General features: G+C 62.7%; 15 protein-coding genes, 4 tRNA genes and 1 pseudogene. 16 read left to right on the forward strand and 4 right to left on the reverse strand.

The window, feature by feature from the left end; genetic code table 11:
- Positions 1–89: 89 nt before the first annotated feature.
- Positions 90–977, forward strand: coding sequence for a lipid kinase YegS (gene yegS / locus IAE34_RS17725; protein ID WP_200140268.1), 888 nt, complete (start codon positions 90–92; stop codon positions 975–977).
- Here yegS and IAE34_RS17730 read toward each other — a convergent pair.
- The 3 genes from IAE34_RS17730 to IAE34_RS17740 all read right to left on the reverse strand — a co-directional run bounded on the left by IAE34_RS17730 (position 961) and on the right by IAE34_RS17740 (position 3,386).
- Positions 961–1,617 (reverse strand): response regulator, encoded by a 657-nt coding sequence (locus IAE34_RS17730; protein ID WP_200140269.1) that lies wholly within the window; start codon positions 1,615–1,617, stop codon positions 961–963. The two genes, yegS and IAE34_RS17730, sit on opposite strands and share 17 nt — an antisense overlap.
- Positions 1,610–2,503, reverse strand: a complete 894-nt coding sequence (locus IAE34_RS17735; protein ID WP_200140271.1) for a sensor histidine kinase — start codon at positions 2,501–2,503, stop codon at positions 1,610–1,612. The genes IAE34_RS17730 and IAE34_RS17735 overlap by 8 nt, the downstream gene beginning before the upstream one ends.
- Before the next feature lie 397 nt (positions 2,504–2,900).
- Complete coding sequence (locus IAE34_RS17740) at positions 2,901–3,386, reverse strand: histidine kinase (protein WP_200140272.1); 486 nt, start codon at positions 3,384–3,386, stop codon at positions 2,901–2,903.
- Positions 3,387–3,718: 332 nt separating this feature from the next.
- Between IAE34_RS17740 and IAE34_RS17745 the strand changes: the two genes are divergently transcribed.
- The 5 genes from IAE34_RS17745 to IAE34_RS17765 all read left to right on the forward strand — a co-directional run bounded on the left by IAE34_RS17745 (position 3,719) and on the right by IAE34_RS17765 (position 9,157).
- Complete coding sequence (locus IAE34_RS17745) at positions 3,719–4,654, forward strand: chemotaxis protein CheV (protein ID WP_200140273.1); 936 nt, start codon at positions 3,719–3,721, stop codon at positions 4,652–4,654.
- Positions 4,655–4,714: 60 nt separating this feature from the next.
- Entirely contained in the window at positions 4,715–5,518 is an 804-nt protein-coding gene (locus IAE34_RS17750; RefSeq protein ID WP_200140274.1) for an MOSC domain-containing protein, read from the forward strand.
- Between the two features lie 96 nt (positions 5,519–5,614).
- Positions 5,615–6,298, forward strand: coding sequence for a response regulator (locus IAE34_RS17755; RefSeq protein ID WP_200140275.1), 684 nt, complete (start codon positions 5,615–5,617; stop codon positions 6,296–6,298).
- Complete coding sequence (locus IAE34_RS17760; protein WP_200140277.1) at positions 6,295–7,620, forward strand: ATP-binding protein; 1,326 nt, start codon at positions 6,295–6,297, stop codon at positions 7,618–7,620. The genes IAE34_RS17755 and IAE34_RS17760 overlap by 4 nt, the downstream gene beginning before the upstream one ends.
- A 136-nt stretch (positions 7,621–7,756) precedes the next feature.
- The gene (locus IAE34_RS17765; protein WP_200140278.1) at positions 7,757–9,157 is read left to right on the forward strand and encodes an aspartate aminotransferase family protein; all 1,401 of its coding nucleotides are present in this window, start codon (positions 7,757–7,759) and stop codon (positions 9,155–9,157) included.
- A gap of 81 nt (positions 9,158–9,238) precedes the next feature.
- On the opposite strand, the gene folD is transcribed toward IAE34_RS17765, so the two are convergent.
- A complete protein-coding gene (folD, locus tag IAE34_RS17770; RefSeq protein WP_200140279.1) occupies positions 9,239–10,093 on the reverse strand; it encodes a bifunctional methylenetetrahydrofolate dehydrogenase/methenyltetrahydrofolate cyclohydrolase FolD in 855 nt (284 codons plus the stop codon).
- Positions 10,094–10,351: 258 nt separating this feature from the next.
- On the opposite strand from folD, the gene IAE34_RS17775 reads away from it, so the two are divergent.
- The 10 genes and pseudogenes from IAE34_RS17775 to hupB all read left to right on the forward strand — a co-directional run bounded on the left by IAE34_RS17775 (position 10,352) and on the right by hupB (position 18,039).
- Positions 10,352–10,428, forward strand: a tRNA-Arg gene (locus IAE34_RS17775).
- Between the two features lie 42 nt (positions 10,429–10,470).
- A tRNA-His gene (locus IAE34_RS17780) sits at positions 10,471–10,546 on the forward strand.
- A 54-nt stretch (positions 10,547–10,600) separates the two neighbouring features.
- Positions 10,601–10,685 (forward strand) — tRNA-Leu (locus tag IAE34_RS17785).
- 178 nt (positions 10,686–10,863) lie between these two features.
- A tRNA-His gene (locus tag IAE34_RS17790) sits at positions 10,864–10,939 on the forward strand.
- Positions 10,940–11,086: 147 nt separating this feature from the next.
- Positions 11,087–11,386 (forward strand): annotated as a pseudogene (locus tag IAE34_RS17795) (DUF6388 family protein).
- A 246-nt stretch (positions 11,387–11,632) separates the two neighbouring features.
- Positions 11,633–12,946: a trigger factor gene (gene tig, locus IAE34_RS17800; protein WP_200140280.1), complete on the forward strand. Its 1,314-nt coding sequence runs from the start codon at positions 11,633–11,635 to the stop codon at positions 12,944–12,946.
- 89 nt (positions 12,947–13,035) lie between these two features.
- A complete protein-coding gene (clpP, locus tag IAE34_RS17805; protein WP_200140281.1) occupies positions 13,036–13,677 on the forward strand; it encodes an ATP-dependent Clp endopeptidase proteolytic subunit ClpP in 642 nt (213 codons plus the stop codon).
- A 108-nt stretch (positions 13,678–13,785) separates the two neighbouring features.
- Complete coding sequence (gene clpX, locus IAE34_RS17810) at positions 13,786–15,069, forward strand: ATP-dependent Clp protease ATP-binding subunit ClpX (protein WP_200140283.1); 1,284 nt, start codon at positions 13,786–13,788, stop codon at positions 15,067–15,069.
- A 153-nt stretch (positions 15,070–15,222) separates the two neighbouring features.
- Entirely contained in the window at positions 15,223–17,619 is a 2,397-nt protein-coding gene (lon, locus tag IAE34_RS17815) for an endopeptidase La (protein WP_200140284.1), read from the forward strand.
- Between the two features lie 147 nt (positions 17,620–17,766).
- Positions 17,767–18,039 carry a nucleoid-associated protein HU-beta gene (gene hupB, locus IAE34_RS17820; protein ID WP_200140286.1) on the forward strand — a complete coding sequence of 91 codons (273 nt, stop codon included), beginning with the start codon at positions 17,767–17,769 and terminating at the stop codon, positions 18,037–18,039.
- Positions 18,040–18,071 lie beyond the last annotated feature (32 nt).

Below are 18,071 nucleotides of genomic sequence, written 5' to 3' on the forward strand. Positions count from 1 at the left end.
CGCAGTCGCAACAAATCCGCGTGCGCATGCAGCATTTGCCCTTCGCCGGTGGTCGAGATTGGATTGGCGTCTACCACGGAGTATTCGGGATGCAAGGGCAAAAGGCGATGTTGGTCCTGCACGGCAAGCAGGCGCTGAACGAAGAGGTCCGCACCGCGGTGAATGCGGTGCGCAAGGCAGGGCGACACCTTGACGTGCGCCTGACCTGGGAGGCCGGCGACGCCCGTCGCCTGGTCGAGGAAGCCCTTGCAGCCGGCTATACGCAGATCGTTGCAGGCGGCGGGGACGGCACCTTGCGGGACATCGCCGAGGCCATGGCGCAGAGCCAGGGTGAGGCCAGCCTGGTGCTCATGCCTTTGGGCACGGCCAACGATTTCGCCCGGGCTGCGGGCGTCCCCCTGGAGCCTGCCGCTGCCCTGGGTCTGCTCGAAGTACCCGCACGCTCGGTCGACCTCGGCCGCGTAGGCGAGCAGATGTTCCTCAACATGGCCACCGGCGGCTTTGGTAGCCAGGTCACGGCCAACACCTCGGAAGACCTGAAGAAGGTCCTGGGCGGTGCGGCCTACCTGTTCACCGGGCTGTCGCGCTTCAGCGAGCTGCAGGTCGCCTCGGCCACCCTCGACGGACCGGATTTCCACTGGCAGGGCGAGCTGCTGGCACTGGCCGTCGGCAACGGGCGTCAAGCCGGTGGCGGTCATGTCCTGTGCCCGGAAGCGCTGGCCGACGACGGGCTGCTGGATGTCGCGATCCTGCCGGCGCCCCAGGCCATGGTCGGGGCGCTGCGCGATCTGCTCAGCGGTGAGGAGCTGTTCGTCCGGGCACGGCTGCCCTGGGTCGAGATCGGTCAGGCCGAAGGCCTGGCCATCAACCTGGACGGCGAGCCGCTGGAGGGCGACAGTCTGCGGTTCGAGGCGGTACCCAAGGCGCTGAAGGTGCACCTGCCAAGCGACTCTGCGCTGTTCAGTCATCCAGACTGATGATCTTTTCTCTCACCGCGAACAGCACCAGCCCCGCCACGTCGTAGATCTGCAGGCGCTTCATGATCTGCGACCGGTGGGTTTCCACGGTCTTTATCGAAAGGCCCAGCCCTGAAGCGATTTCGCGCGTTGATTTGCCGCGCACGATCAAACGCAGGATTTCCAGTTGCCGCGTCGTCAGGCTGTGACGGTCGCAGACCGTCTCGCCGGAGTGCCGCGCCCGCAACAGCGCCTGGTTGATCACGGTGTGGGCGATGGCCGGGCTGAGGTAACGCTCACCGCACTCCAGCGCGGTCAAGGCATGCTCCAGTTCGCTGGCGCTGGTGTCCTTGAGCAGGTAGCCGTGGGCACCCTGTTCCAGCGCCCGCATGATCAGATCCGGCTCGGTGTGCATGGACAGAATCAGTACCTTGCACGCGCTGCCGCTGGCGCGCAGCTGCATCAGGGCGTCCAGGCCGCTGGTCGAGCGCATCGAAATGTCCAGCAGGACGATGTCCGGAGACAGCCGCCGAACCATGTCCAGCAGATGATGACCGTCATCGGCTTCGCCGACCACCTCGTAGCCGGGCAGGTCGCCCACCAGTGCACGCACACCCGCGCGGATCAGCGAGTGGTCGTCGATCAGCAGCAGCCTAGTCATGGCCGGATCCGGTCGCGGCACGTGGGTCGCGGCGAGGAGGCCAGGGCAGCACGGCCTCTATGCGGGTGCCATGGCCAGGCTGGCTGGTTACCCGCAGATGGCCCTGCAGCGCTGCGGCCCGCTCCTGCATACCGGCCATGCCGCGTTGTCCGATGGCCGCGGGGTCGTCCACCGGTACGAAGCCGACGCCATCGTCCTGGATGGTCACGCGCAATCCTTCGGCCGTGCGTGCCAGGTTCACCAGCAGATTGCGCGCCTTGGCGTGACGCAGCACGTTGGTGACCGCCTCCTGGGTGATGCGAAAGGCGGCCATGGCCATTTCGTCGCCAATGCCACCCAGGCGCTGCCGGCATTCCAGGCTCCAGCCCACGCCGCTGTTGTCCAGGGTGCGCAGCAGGTGCGCACGCAAGCTCGCTTCCAGGCCCAGGCTGGTGAGCTGGCGAGGATTGAGCAGCGCCGATACGTCACGCACGCTGCTCAGTGTTTCATCCAGGGTGTCGCGCAGCGCTCGGCATCGCGACTGCAGCGCTTCGGGCGCGCGCCGTTGCAGCCCTTCCAGTTGCAGCCTGGCGGCGGTGAGCGATTGACCGATGTCGTCATGCAGTTCCCGACTCAGGCGCTGGCGCTCGGCCTCCTGCACTTGCAGCATGCGCTCGGCCAGTTCCTGGGGCCGCAGGTTGATGGTGCCGGGACGACGCCAGAGCTGCCAGCCAATGCCCAGCAGGCTCGCCAGTTGCAGCAGCAAGGCAGCGGCAGACACCGGCTGGGCGTTGGCATACAGCAGCAGGTTGCTGGTGAGCGAGGCTGCGCACAGCAGGCAGATCGCCGTTGGCGCCAGAGCCATGCGCGCACGGCCATGCCGGGAAATCTTCGAGCGTGAAAGCATAGATTGGAAAGCCACCGGGTAATTGCCCACGCAGGTCGTCAAACGCTATGGCAGTTGAACGCGTCCGGCTCTCTGATCGGCGATATCTGCGATCAGCGTGCAAGAGGCAGGTGATGTTCGTTCATTAGTGCGCATGGTACCACTTCGAATGGCTCAGGTGGCGAGTGCTAGTTGCTGGGGGAATGAGGAATCTCGGGGCTCTCAAGCGCTTGGACAGATCAATGAAAACTGGCCAAGCGCTATTACCTAGTATCCAGCCATGAACTTTCGTCGGCAACTAGGCTGACGGGTTTTCCCGCCTTGAAGAAACTTGTACAACTTCTCAAGTTAGCGATTATTTACGCTGCAATATACGGTCACGTTCAGGTGTTTCACGGCATTTGGGCTCGAGCCATCTTCATCGCTTGGCCGCTGCCGCTGGCACTGCCGGAACAGCTTCGCCCTCCGGCGGCAGCCTGCAGAAAGTGCAGGGTCGAGGTACCGGAAGACCCATGGCGCTGGCGAGTCGGTGCAGCAACCGATGCTGTTCGCTGCAATCCAGAGCCAGGCCTCCAGAGCAGGGATCGACCAGTTGCAGGTGCCAGTCGAGCAGATGCAGGCAGCCTTCGAGGCTGGCCAGCGCTTGGGCTGAAGAAAGTCGAGACATGTGGCTATCCGGCATCATCGCCAGCACTGCTCGAATGAATTCGCACGTGGTGTGCATACCCACCGCGCTGGCTCCCCGCGCCAGGGTGTCGAGGCTCTGGGTCAGGCAGAGGCACGCGTCGCTGTCGTCGCCGAGCAGTTGCAGATGCTCCAGGCATTCTTGAGCGATTTCCAGCAAGGCCTGCGCTTGAGGCAGAAATGCCTGCAGCGCGACGCCGTTCGACGGCCCACGCTCCATCGTCAGGCTCCACTGTGCAAGGGTGGGGCAGGGTGTGAAGACTTCCTGATGTTCGCTGACAAAAGCCTGACTCCGTCCATGCACTGAGAATGGCGTCACATTAATGGCTATTGGATATTGCGAATATCAGGTTGCTCCTGATTGAGCCTAGGGGTTTCCCTGATGAAGATGGGCTGGCGAGTTGTCGCTGAAAGGAGATGTCTGCAGTAGAGCATGATGTTAAACTGATATCAATTCCCAAACCTCTCTGCGGCAGAGGTCAAGCTCGCCAGTCACCTGCCGATAAACGGGAAATATGTTCATTTGTAGCTTCGACGGCTGAGGGTTGTGCAATGGCTGGCATTCTCGACACGGTAGATCAACGTACGCAACTGGTAGGCGAGAACCGCCTGGAAATTCTCATGTTCCACCTGGCGGGTCGGCAGCTGTTCGCGATCAACGTGTTCAAGGTACAGGAGGTGCTGCAACTGCCCAAGCTGACCCTGATGCCGCAGCGGCACCAGTTCGTCTGCGGCGTGGTCAACCTGCGCGGACAGACCCTGCCGGTGATCGATCTTTCCCAGGCCATCGGCATGCGTCCTCTGCAGCCGGGGCCCGACAGCACCATCATCGTCACCGAATACAATCGTTCCGTTCAGGCATTTCTGGTCGGTGGCGTGGACCGCATCGTCAACATGAACTGGGAAGCGATCATGCCGCCGCCCACCAGCGCCGGCCGCCAGCACTACCTGACCGCCATCACCAAGGTGGACGACAAGCTGGTCGAGGTCATCGATGTGGAAAAGGTCCTGGCCGAAATCGTGCCCTACAGCGCCAAGGTCTCGCGCGACAAGCTCGAAGACCCGGTGCTGGCCCGGGCCCGTGGCCGTGAGGTGCTGCTGGTCGACGATTCCAGCGTCGCCCTGGCGCAGCTGCGCGACACCTTGTCGCAACTGGGCGTCAAGCTCCATGTGGCCAGCGACGGTCTCAAGGCGCTGAGGCTGCTCAAGGGCTGGGCCGACGCCGGGGAAGACATTTGTGAAAAGCTGCTGATGGTGTTCACCGATGCGGAAATGCCCGAGATGGATGGCTATCGCCTGACCACCGAAATTCGCAACGACCCGCGTCTGCGTGGCCTTTATGTTGTCCTGCACACTTCCTTGTCAGGAAGTTTCAACGAGTCGATGGTGAAAAAGGTCGGCTGTGACAACTTCCTCTCCAAGTTCCAGCCGGACCGGCTGGTGGACGTGGTGCGCGAGCGTCTTTCCCTGGACCACGCCGATGCCTGAGCAGCACGTTCCGTGCTGCAGGTGTAGGCTTGGAATTTGGCTGGGCGGGAGTCGGCAAGGATGTTTCTGAGCGCGCTGTATCGGTATCCGGTGAAGTCCGGCCAGGCGCAGAGCCTGGTCGAGTCGCGGCTGGATGCACTGGGGCTGGAAGGTGATCGGCGCTGGATGGTGGTCGAACAGGACAGCGGGCGATTCCTCACCCAGCGTGCCTGGCCACAACTGGGACGCCTGAAAGCGATCGAGGATGATCAGGGTGGGTTGATGCTGGAGGCGCCCGGCATGCCGCTCCTGCACGTGCCTGTGCCGGCGCCCGACGATGCCCTACGCGGTGTGACCATCTGGCGCGACACGCTGCGCGTGCCCGATGCCGGCGACGCGGCCGCCCAGTGGCTCAGCCGCTGGCTGGAAAAGCCCGTGCGGCTGGTGCATTGCCCGCGCCAGCGAGCGCGTCTACTGCCCAGCGGCTATGGCCTGGATACCGACCGCGCAGCGTTTCCCGACGGTTTCCCTGTGCTGCTGATCGGCCAGGCGTCCCTCGATGAACTCAACCGGCGTATCGGACGGCCCATGCAGATGCTGCGCTTTCGTCCCAACCTGGTGGTCGAAGGCGCCGCGCCTTTCGCCGAAGACGGCTGGACGCGTATCCGTATCGGCGCACTCACACTGCGAGTGCTCAAGCCCAGCGTGCGCTGCATCTTCACCACCCTGGACCCGGACACCGGCGAGCGCAGTCCAGACCGCGAGCCGCTGACCACGCTCAAGCGCTTTCGCGAGCGTGACGGCGACGTTCTGTTCGGGCAGAACCTGGCGGTCGATGGTCGCGGGCGCCTGGAAGTCGGCATGCCGGTCGAGATCCTCGACTGACGGCTCAGGGTTCAGGCGACGAGGCGCGCAGCGAGGTTCATAATCCTCTCTTAATCGCCTCTTGTTGCACTGTGAGCCCCTATCTGGAGACCGCCCATGCACGTCCTGCTCTGCGAGGATGATGACCTCATCGCCAGTGGTATCTGCGCCGGCCTTGCCGCCCAGGGCCTGACCGTCGATCGCGTGGCCAGCGCCTCGGCCGCACGGGCGCTGCTGCAGGCGGCGCAGTTCGACGTGATGATCCTGGACCTGGGACTGCCGGACGAAGACGGGCTCAAGCTGCTGCGACGCCTGCGTCAGCAGGGTGAGCTACTGCCGGTGCTGGTGCTCACGGCGCGGGACGCGATCACCGACCGGGTCGACGGCCTGCAAGCCGGCGCCGACGACTACCTGCTCAAGCCCTTCGATCTGCGCGAACTCGCGGCTCGGCTGCACACCCTGCTGCGGCGGGCCGCCGGGCGCGCGGTGAATGTCATCGAGCATGGGGCACTGATCTATGATCCCAGCAGTTGCGAGGCGACCCTGGGCGGGCGTCCGGTGGACCTGTCGCGGCGCGAGCAGGCCTTGCTCCAGGCTTTGTTGCAGAACCCCGGGCGGGTGCTGTCCGGCGAGCAGCTCAAGGATTGCGTGTACGGCTTCAGCGACGAAGTCGAGAGCAATGCGCTCAACGTGCACATCCACCACCTGCGTCGCAAGCTCGGCAACAGCATCGTTGAGACCGTGCGCGGCCTGGGCTACCGGCTGGGTGCGGCGCAGGCCGCCGAGGACCTTGCCCCATGAGCTTGCGCGTACGTCTGTCGCTGATTCTGGGCAGCGCCTTCATCCTGATCTGGATTCTCGCGGCCGCCTGGATGCTGCGCGACCTGCGCCAGCAGATGATGTTCTCCCTGGATCAGCGCCTGGTGGCTTCGGCACGAATGGTCGCGGGGCTGGTCGATCAATTGCCCCAGCCGCTCAGCGGCAAGGATCGCGAGGCGCATTTCGCCGCCGACCAGTTCAGTGTGCCGGACGGGATGGCCTGCCAGGTCAGTTCCCTGCGCGGCGAAATCCTGGCCAGCAACCACAAGCATGAAGGTGGCATGGACGACCAGCGCAGCGGCTTCCGCGATCAGCTCATCGATGGCAGCGCCTGGCGTACGTTCACCTACAACCATGGTGATGTGCGCATCACCACTGCCGATCGCCACCAGGAGCGCGAGGCGCTCAATCGGTCGATTCTGCTGGTGGCGTCGGCGCCGGTGTTGATGGCCTTGCTCGGCAGCCTCGGGTTGCTCTGGATCGGCCTGGGCAAGGGTCTGGAGCCGCTCAACCGCATGCGCGATGCGCTGCGCAGGCGTCGTGCCGACAGTATCGAGCCGCTGCAGGTGGCAGGCATGCCCAGCGAGCTGCAGCCCCTGCTGGAAACCCAGAACCAGTTGTTCCTGCGCATCGCTCAGAATCTGGAGCGCGAGCGGCGCCTGACCGACGATGCCGCCCACGAATTGCGCAGCCCGCTGACGGCCATCAAGACCCATCTGCAGGTGGCGCGCATGACTGATGGCGATGTGCGCGAGCAGGCCCTCGAACATGCCGAGCAGGGCGCCGACCGCATGCACCGCACGCTCGAGCAGTTGCTGATGCTGGCTCGGGTCGAAGGCAGCCTGTCGTTCGACGATGGCGTGCAGTGCAGCGCAGAACAGGTCGCTCGCCAGGCGATGCAGGATGCCGGGGTCGGGGTGGATCGGCCTGTGGTGCTGCGCCTGCCGCAGGAGGCCGCGCGCGTGTACCTGGGCATGCCGGCGCCGCTGGCGGTGGCAGCGCTGCGCAACCTGCTGGACAACGCGCTGCGTCACGGCGGCAGCGAGGCGGTCGAGCTGGATGTGCAGATGGCCGAAGGTCAGGTCGGGTTTCTGGTCCGCGATCACGGCCCGGGTATCGCCGATGAAGACCTCCAGCACCTCACCGAACGATTCTGGCGCAGCAGCAAGAGCCTGGGCAGTGGCCTCGGATTGGCGATCGTCCAGGCGATCGTCCAGCGCTGTGCCGGCAACCTGAGCTTCGACAGTCGCAGCGACGGGTTGCGGGTCTTCCTGCAGGTGCCTGCGCGTTCGACAGGGGCCTGAGCCCTCGCCACGCGCATCGAGTCCCCGTGCCGGCTAAATCGGCGCCAGGCTCAAGCGTCTCCCAAGCAATGAATTCCCGACACTTCCGGTTACAGGGCCGTGGCGGGCGTCTCCACCTGCTTGCGAGGGTTCGCCGATGTCGACCGTATCCAGTCTCGCCCAGGCACTGCCTGCCGCTGCGCCAGAGACCTTGTACCAATTCCACGATTCGCCCCTGCTGGAGCGTCAGCAGCAGCAGGAGTCCAATGCACGCAGCTATCCGCGGCGTATCCCGCTGGCGCTCAAGCGCGCCCGCGGTATTCATGTCGAGGATGTGGAAGGACGACAGTTCATCGACTGCCTGGCCGGTGCTGGCACTCTGGCGCTGGGACACAACCACCCGGTGGTGGTGGAGGCGATTCAGCGGGTGCTGGCCGACGAGTTGCCGCTGCACACCCTGGACCTGACGACGCCGGTGAAAGATCGCTTCGTCCAGGACCTGTTCGCCGTGCTGCCCGAGGACTTTCGCCGTGACGCGAAGATCCAGTTCTGCGGGCCGACCGGCACCGATGCGGTGGAGGCTGCGTTGAAGCTGGTGCGCACGGCCACCGGGCGCAGCACTGTGATCGCCTTCCAGGGCGGCTACCACGGCATGACCCAGGGCGCCTTGAGCCTGATGGGCAGCCTGGGGCCGAAGAAACCTCTGGGCGCCTTGCTGGGCAATGGCGTGCAATTCATGCCGTATCCCTACGATTACCGCTGCCCGTTCGGCCTGGGTGGCGAAGCCGGGGTGCAGGCCAATCTGCACTACCTTGAAAACCTCCTGCTCGATCCCGAGGCGGGTGTGCAGTTGCCCGCGGCGGTCATCCTCGAGGTGGTGCAGGGCGAAGGCGGCGTGATCCCCGCACACGTGCAATGGCTGCGCGGCGTGCGTCGCATCACCGAGCAGGCCGGAGTGGCGCTGATCGTCGACGAAATCCAGAGCGGCTTCGCCCGCACCGGGCGGATGTTCGCGTTCCAGCACGCGGGCATCGTGCCGGACGTGGTGACCTTGTCCAAGGCCATCGGCGGCAGCCTGCCGCTGGCGGTGGTGGTCTACCGCGACTGGCTCGACACTTGGGCCCCAGGCGCCCACGCCGGCACCTTCCGCGGTAATCAGATGGCCATGGCCGCAGGCTCGGCGGTGATCGACTACCTGGTCCGGCACCGTCTGGACGAACACGCCGAGGCCATGGGACAGCGCCTGCAGGGGCACCTTCGGCACTTGCAGCGCGACTATCCGCACTTGGGCGATATTCGCGGCCGGGGCCTGATGCTCGGCGTGGAGCTGGTCGATCCACATGGCGCGCGCGATGCGCTCGGTCACCCGGCCGCCCTGCCGGGCCTGGCGCCCAAGGTCCAGCGCGAGTGCCTCAAGCGCGGCCTGATTCTGGAGCTGGGGGGCCGACATGGCGCGGTGGTGCGCTTCCTGCCGCCGCTGATCATCAGTGCCGAGCAGATCGATGACGTGGCCGAGCGCTTCGCGCGCGCGGTGCAGGCGGCGGTAGCGGTCGCCTGATCGTCCATTTGCGCGTTGCCTGGCTGCATGAAAAGGGCGCCTCACAGGAGGCGCCCTTTTCATGCCAGCGCGTCACTCAGTTCATTTGTGCAGTTCTTCAGCTGCATACAGCGTGTTTTCCAGCAGGCAGGCACGGGTCATCGGGCCCACGCCGCCTGGCACCGGCGTGATCCAGCCGGCGCGGGGCAGGGCGGTGTCGTACACCACGTCACCTACCAGCTTGCCATCTTCCTGACGATTGATACCCACGTCGATGACGATGGCACCCTCCTTGATCCACTCGCCCTTGACCAGTCCGGGCTTGCCCGCGGCCACGACCACCAGGTCGGCACGACCGACGTGCCCGGCCAGGTCCTGGGTGAATCGGTGGCACACCGTCACCGTGCAGCCGGCCAGAAGCAACTCCATGGCCATCGGTCGCCCGACGATGTTCGAGGCGCCGACGACCACCGCATCCATGCCGTACAGTTCCTGCCCGGTGCTGTGCAGCAGGGTCATGATGCCCTTGGGTGTGCAGGGGCGCAGCAGCGGGATGCGCTGGGCCAGTCGGCCGACGTTGTAGGGGTGGAAGCCGTCGACGTCCTTGTCCGGGCGAATGCGTTCGAGCAGCAGCGAGGCGTCCAGATGCTCCGGCAGCGGCAGTTGCAGCAGGATCCCGTCCACCGAGGAGTCGTCGTTGAGGCGGTCGATCAGATCGGTCAGGGCTTGCTGCGTCGTATCGCTGGGCAGGTCGAACGCCTGCGAGATGAAGCCGACCTCTTCGCAATCCTTGCGTTTGTGCGAGACGTAGACTTGGGAGGCAGGGTCCGTGCCGACCAGGATCACCGCCAGGCCTGGCGTGCGCAAGCCCTGCTGGCGGCGTTGCGTGACACGTTGGGCGATCTGCTGGCGCAGGTTGGCGGCGATCGTCTTGCCATCGATAAGGTGTGCAGTCATAGACGGGTGATTAACCATCGAGAGGGAAACAATAAAGAGGCGGTATTCTCTCACGACCGTAGCCGAGGGCAAAGGCACGTGGTCGGGCAAATCCTCTAAGCCCTTCAATCGTTTCATTTTTTCTGAGAAAGTTGTTGACGGTCCCACGGGGGGCTATTAAGATTCGCCGCACTTGTCGGGCACAGCCTAGCACTGGTTGGTGAAGTCGGGCAGAATGGGCGGTTCGTTGAACGCTAGTCTGCTTGGGTTTCAGCTCATGCGCCCGTAGCTCAGCTGGATAGAGCATCCGCCTTCTAAGCGGATGGTCGCAGGTTCGAGTCCTGCCGGGTGCGCCATTAGGCAGCTTGGGCAAGCAAGTCGGTCTGTAATGCAATATGGTGGGCGTAGCTCAGTTGGTAGAGCGCTGGATTGTGATTCCAGTTGTCGTGGGTTCGATTCCCATCGTCCACCCCATATTCTACGAAGGCGCCTCGATGTCGTATCCGGCGCCTTTGTCTTGAGCGTTACGCGGACGTGGTGAAATTGGTAGACACACTGGATTTAGGTTCCAGCGGCGCAAGCTGTAAGAGTTCGAGTCTCTTCGTCCGCACCATGTTTATCTAGGCTTTGTCTGAAAAGTCTTGAGGCGAAGGTCAGGCAAGGCGAAAACAGCCGAGGAAGCGGAGTTTACGGGTTGTAAATGAGCATTCCGAGGCTGTTTTCAACGCAGCATCACCGAGTATCAAGGTTTTTCAGGCACAGCCTAGGCTGTACCGTTGCACGGCATTATGGTGGGCGTAGCTCAGTTGGTAGAGCGCTGGATTGTGATTCCAGTTGTCGTGGGTTCGATTCCCATCGTCCACCCCATATTTTCGAAGGCGCCTCGATCTTGCGATCAGGCGCCTTTGTCGTTTCCGATGGTCGCGCAGCAGGCGGCCACTGGCAGTTTCTGCATGAAAGCTGATAGATTTCAGCCGCTTGATAAATGCTCGCGGCCCCTTGGAGAGTTTGCCGATGATCGCCAGAGAAGCGCGCCAGGCCCTGGCGCTGCAACGCTTCCGTGAAGCCAATCCGCAGTTGCTCGACGAGGTGCGTGCATTGGCACCGCACGAGCAGGACCAGCAGATCGAGTGGACATTCGAAGATGCGGCCCAGGAGCAGGGGCTCGAGCCGTGGGAGCTGGCCCTGCAACTGATCGCGCAATCGCCCGAGTAGCTGCAGGCCATGCGTCTGGAGACCCATCGCGAGGTGGCTCAGGCCCTGGACATGTCGTGGGAAGAATACTGCAGCTTCAACGACATCGAGCCCAGTTGAAGGCGCAAGCAGGCGGCGGTCTCGCTGCCGTCGTTCGGATTTGGCCTGGTGTGCTCGCCCGATGAGCATGCCAGGCCCGGTTGGTCGTCCCCAGCCGTTATGGTACGGGTCTTTCAAGGAAATCGCCCGGCGTTGTGCTCGTCGCTCCAGGTGGGGTGACTTCTGGTGTTCGAGTCACTAGAATATTCGCCCTTGATTCTGGAGTCGGGCTTTCGCCGGCTAACGTCTGTGCAACGAGGAATATCCATGCAAGTTTCTGTTGAAAACACTTCTGCTCTCGAGCGCCGCATGACCATCGCGGTTCCGGCCGAGCGCGTCGAGAACGAAGTCAACAAGCGTCTGCAACAGACTGCCCGTCGCGCCAAGGTCCCGGGCTTCCGTCCCGGCAAGGTCCCGATGAGCGTGATCCGCCAGCGTTACGAAGACGCTGCGCGCCAGGAGGCGTTCGGCGATCTGGTCCAGGCGTCCTTCTACGAAGCCGTGGTCGAGCAGAAGCTGAACCCGGCCGGCGCACCGGCCGTCGAGCCGAAGTCGTTCGAGAAGGGCAAGGGTCTGGAGTTCGTCGCCATCTTCGAAGTGTTCCCGGAATTCACCGTCGCCGGTTTCGATTCGATCAACGTCGAGCGCCTGAGCGCCGAGGTGGCCGACGCCGACCTGGACACCATGCTCGAAGTGTTGCGCAAGCAGAACGTACGTTTCGAGACCGTCGAGCGCGCGGCCGAGAAGGACGATCAGGTTAACATCGACTTCGTCGGCAAGATCGACGGCGAAGCCTTCGCCGGCGGCTCCGCCACCAACACCCCGCTGGTGCTGGGCTCGGGCCGCATGATTCCTGGCTTCGAGGACGGTCTGGTGGGTGCCAAGGCGGGTGAGGAGCGCGTGGTCAACGTGACCTTCCCCGAGGACTACCAGAACCTGGACCTGGCCAGCAAGGCTGCCGAGTTCACCATCACCGTCAACAGCGTCAGCGCGCCTGTGCTGCCCGAGCTTAACGAAGCGTTCTTCGCCCAGTTCGGCATCAAGGAATCGACGCTGGAAGGCTTCCGCGCCGAAGTTCGCAAGAACATGGAGCGTGAGCTGCGTCAGGCCATCAAGACCAAGGTCAAGAACCAGGTCATGGACGGTCTGCTGGCTGCCAACCCGGTCGACGCCCCCAAGGCCCTGCTGGAAAACGAAGTGAATCGTCTGCGCGTGCAGGCCGTTCAGCAGTTCGGCGGCAACATCAAGCCCGACCAACTGCCGGCCGAGCTGTTCGAGGAGCAGGCCAAGCGCCGTGTGGTGCTGGGTCTGATCGTGGCTGAAGTGGTCAAGCAGTTCGACCTCAAGCCAGACGACGCCAAGGTTCGCGAGACGATCGAAGAGATGGCCTCGGCCTATCAGGAGCCTGAGCAGGTCATCGCCTGGTACTACAAGAACGACCAGCAGCTGAACGAAGTGCGCTCGGTTGTGCTGGAAGAGCAAGTTGTAGATACTGTCCTGCAGAAAGCGACTGTGACCGACAAGTCGGTCTCGTATGAAGAGGCTGTCAAGCCAGCTCAGGCTCCTGCCGAAGCTGAGTGATCTGCTACTTTGTAGGAACCGCACAAGCCAGCCTTCGGGCTGGCTTGTGCGTTATTAAAGCCATGACTATTTGGGAGTGAGTGCAGGACATGTCCCGCAATTCTTATATTCAGCAGAGCTCTGACATCCAGGCCGCCGGCGGCCTGGTCCCGATGGTTATCGAGCAGTCCGCCCGTGGCGAACGTGCCTACGACATCTACTCGCGCCTGTTGAAGGAGCGTGTGATTTTCCTGGTCGGGCCTGTAGAGGACTACATGGCCAACCTGGTCGTGGCGCAGCTGCTGTTCCTTGAAGCGGAAAACCCGGACAAGGATATCCATCTGTACATCAACTCGCCGGGTGGTTCGGTGACCGCAGGCATGTCGATCTACGACACCATGCAGTTCATCAAACCCGACGTCTCCACCATCTGCATCGGCCAGGCCTGCAGCATGGGCGCCTTCCTGCTCGCTGCCGGTGCAGCTGGCAAGCGGCACTGCCTGCCCAACTCGCGCGTGATGATTCACCAGCCCCTGGGCGGCTTCCAGGGCCAGGCCACGGACATCGAGATCCACGCCCAGGAAATCCTCAGCATCAAGTCTCGCCTGAACGAGTTGCTGGCGTTCCACACCGGCCAGGACCTGGAAACCATCAAGCGCGACACCGAGCGTGACAACTTCATGAGCGCCTCGCGCGCGGCCGAGTACGGTTTGGTCGACTCGGTCTACGACAAGCGGCAACTGGTGTCCTGAGCCAGGGTGCCGGAGCGGGTGGGCGCCGCAGGCGTCCGCCTGCGGACTTGAAAAAGCCCGCAATTGCCTTCATCTTGTGTTGCAAGCCTACCGGATTGGATCGATCGAATGACTGACACCCGTAACGGCGAGGACAACGGCAAATTGCTCTATTGCTCCTTCTGCGGCAAAAGCCAGCATGAAGTGCGCAAATTGATTGCCGGGCCCTCGGTATTTATCTGCGACGAGTGCGTCGACCTGTGCAATGACATCATCCGTGAGGAGGTGCAGGAAGCCCAGGCCGAGAGCAGCGCGCACAAATTGCCTTCGCCGAAAGAAATCAGCGGCATCCTGGACCAGTACGTGATTGGTCAGGAGCGCGCGAAGAAGGTGCTCGCCGTAGCGGTCTACAACCACTACAAGCGCCTGAATCAACGTGACAAGAAAGGCGACGAAGTCGAGTTGGGCAAGAGCAACATCCTGCTGATCGGGCCGACCGGCTCGGGCAAGACCCTGCTCGCCGAAACCCTCGCACGCCTGCTGAACGTGCCGTTTACCATTGCCGACGCCACCACCCTGACCGAAGCCGGTTACGTGGGGGAAGACGTCGAGAACATCATTCAGAAGCTGCTGCAAAAGTGCGACTACGACGTGGAAAAGGCCCAGATGGGCATCGTCTACATCGACGAAATCGACAAGATTTCGCGCAAGTCGGACAACCCCTCCATCACCCGTGACGTTTCGGGCGAAGGCGTGCAGCAGGCCTTGTTGAAACTGATCGAGGGCACCGTGGCCTCGGTACCGCCGCAAGGTGGGCGCAAGCATCCGCAGCAGGAATTCCTGCAGGTCGACACGCGCAACATCCTGTTCATCTGCGGCGGTGCCTTCTCGGGGCTCGAGAAAGTCATCCAGAACCGCTCCACCAAGGGTGGCATCGGTTTCGGCGCGCAGGTGCGTAGCCAGCAGGAAGGCAAGAAGGTCGGGGAATCCCTGCGTGAGGTCGAGCCGGACGATCTGGTCAAGTTCGGTCTGATCCCGGAGTTCGTAGGCCGCTTGCCGGTACTGGCGACACTCGACGAGTTGGATGAGGCTGCGCTGATGCAGATCCTCACCGAGCCCAAGAATGCGCTCACCAAGCAGTACGCCAAGCTCTTCGAGATGGAGAGCGTCGATCTCGAGTTCCGCAGTGATGCGCTCAAGGCCGTCGCGCGCAAGGCGCTGGAGCGCAAGACCGGCGCGCGTGGGTTGCGGTCGATTCTCGAAGGGGTCTTGCTCGATACCATGTACGAGATTCCTTCGCAGAAGGAAGTCAGCAAGGTGGTGATCGATGAAAGCGTCATCGACGGCACCTCGCAGCCGCTGCTGATCTACGAGAACAGCGAGCCACAAGCCAAGGCTGCCCCTGACGCGTGAGTCGGTCGCAGCATGGTGAAGTTTGAAGGGGCCTACGGGCCCTTTCTGCTTTTCTGGCGTCAGCGCTTGTATTTTTGCCGACCTACCCCCACATTAGCCCCAAGCACTATTTCCACCGGTTTCCGGCCGCAAGGCCGCTGTAGAGGCGAAATCATGAAGACCACTCTCGACTTGCCTCTTTTGCCATTGCGCGATGTCGTCGTTTATCCGCACATGGTCATCCCGCTGTTCGTGGGACGCGAGAAGTCCATCGAAGCCCTCGAAGCTGCGATGACGGGCGAAAAGCAGATCCTCCTGCTGGCCCAGAAGAACCCCGGCGATGACGATCCAGGCGAAGACGCCCTGTATCGCGTCGGGACCGTCGCCACCGTCCTGCAACTGCTGAAACTGCCCGATGGCACCGTCAAGGTCCTGGTCGAAGGTGAGCAACGCGGGTCGGTAGAGCGCTTCAGTGAGGTCGAGGGGCATGTTCGCGCCGAGGTCACGCTGATCGATGAGGTCGAAGCCGCCGAGCGCGAGTCCGAAGTGTTCGTGCGCAGCCTGCTCTCGCAATTCGAACAATACGTGCAGCTGGGCAAGAAAGTGCCCGCCGAAGTCTTGTCATCGCTCAACAGCATTGAAGAACCGGGGCGACTGGTCGACACCATGGCCGCGCACATGGCGCTCAAGATCGAGCAGAAGCAGGAGATCCTCGAGATCATCGACCTGCCTGCACGTGTCGAGCACGTTCTCGCCTTGCTGGATGCGGAGATCGACCTGCTGCAGGTAGAGAAACGCATCCGCGGTCGGGTCAAGAAGCAGATGGAGCGCAGTCAGCGCGAGTACTACCTGAATGAGCAGATGAAGGCCATTCAGAAAGAGCTCGGCGACGGCGACGAAGGCCACAACGAAATCGAGGAACTGAAGAAGCGTATCGACGCCGCTGGCCTGCCCAAGGATGCCCTGACCAAGGCCCAGGCCGAGCTGAACAAGCTCAAGCAGATGTCGCCGATGTCTGCCGAGGCTACCGTCGTACGCTCCTACCTCGACTGGCTGGTCCAGGTACCTTGGAAGGCCCAGAGCAAGGTGCGCCTGGACCTGTCCAAGGCCGAGGAGATCCTCGATGCCGACCACTACGGGCTGGAGGAGGTCAAGGAGCGTATCCTGGAGTACCTCGCCGTCCAGAAGCGCGTGAAGAAGATCCGCGGCCCGGTGCTGTGCCTGGTCGGACCGCCCGGTGTAGGCAAGACGTCCCTGGCCGAGTCGATCGCGGCGGCCACCAACCGCAAGTTCGTGCGCATGGCCCTCGGTGGCGTACGTGACGAAGCCGAAATCCGCGGACATCGCCGTACCTACATCGGCTCCATGCCGGGCCGGCTGATCCAGAAGATGACCAAGGTCGGGGTTCGCAACCCGCTGTTCCTGCTCGACGAAATCGACAAGATGGGCAGCGACATGCGTGGTGATCCTGCCTCGGCACTGCTCGAGGTGCTCGATCCCGAGCAGAATCACAATTTCAACGACCATTACCTGGAAGTCGATTACGACCTCTCGGACGTGATGTTCCTGTGCACCTCCAACTCGATGAACATTCCTCCGGCGCTGCTCGACCGCATGGAAATCATCCGTCTGCCGGGCTACACCGAAGACGAGAAGATCAACATCGCAGTCAAGTACCTGGTGCCCAAGCAGGTCAAGGCCAATGGTCTGAAGAAGGACGAGCTGGAAGTCGACGTCTCGGCGATCCGCGACATCATCCGTTACTACACCCGCGAAGCCGGGGTGCGCGGCCTGGAGCGGCAGATCGCTAAGGTCTGCCGCAAGGTGGTCAAGGAGCACGCCGGGCTCAAGCAGGTGAAGGTCAAGGTGACCGGCGAGCAACTTGAGCATCTGCTGGGCGTACGCAAGTTCCGCTACGGCCTGGCGGAAACTCAGGACCAGATCGGTCAGGTCACCGGCCTGGCCTGGACTCAGGTGGGCGGCGAACTGTTGACCATCGAATCCGTGGTGATTCCAGGCAAAGGCCAGTTGATCAAGACCGGCTCGCTGGGTGATGTCATGGTAGAGTCGATCACCGCTGCCCAGACCGTCGTGCGCAGCCGTGCACGCAGCCTGGGGATCGCCACCGATTTCCATGAAAAGCACGACGTGCATATCCACATGCCTGAAGGTGCCACTCCCAAGGACGGACCTAGCGCGGGTATCGGCATGTGCACTGCGCTGGTCTCGGCACTGACCCAGATTCCCGTACGCGCCGACGTGGCGATGACGGGTGAGATCACCTTGCGCGGGCAGGTGCTGGCCATCGGTGGGTTGAAGGAAAAATTGCTGGCAGCCCACCGCGGTGGCATCAAGACCGTGATCATTCCGGAAGAGAATGTGCGCGATCTGAAGGAGATTCCTGAAAATATTAAACAGGATCTGCAGATCAAACCGGTTAAATGGATTGACGAAGTCCTGCAAATTGCGCTGCAATACGCCCCGCAACCCTTGCCAGATGTGGCTCCGGAGATTGTCGCGAAAGAAGAGAAACGCGACAGCGATGCCAAGGAAAGAATGAGCAGGCACTAGTTCGTACCCCACTGGTAACCTCGTTGACACCTTTTTCGCCGCCTTGCTATAAAGCGCGGCGTCAATGTCACAGGGCCCCCAGTGGGCATTTCATCCGCTTCATTAAATACTTAGAAACAACTCAATCGAGATATAAGGGGACTTAGAGTGAACAAGTCGGAACTGATTGACGCTATCGCCGCTTCTGCTGATATTCCCAAAGCCGTCGCTGGCCGCGCGCTGGATGCAGTGATCGAGTCCGTTACCGGAGCCCTGAAAGCAGGTGACAACGTCGTGCTGGTAGGCTTCGGCACCTTCTCCGTCAATGAGCGCGCTGCGCGCACCGGTCGCAACCCGCAAACGGGCAAGGCCATCCAGATCGCAGCTGCCAAGGTTCCAGGCTTCAAGGCCGGCAAAGCCCTGAAGGACGCCGTCAACTAAGTCGTCTTTCACGCGAGGCCGATCTCTTCGGC

Origin of the sequence: Pseudomonas sp. S30 (assembly GCF_016518545.1) — a bacterium.
Classification (GTDB): Bacteria; Pseudomonadota; Gammaproteobacteria; order Pseudomonadales; family Pseudomonadaceae; genus Aquipseudomonas.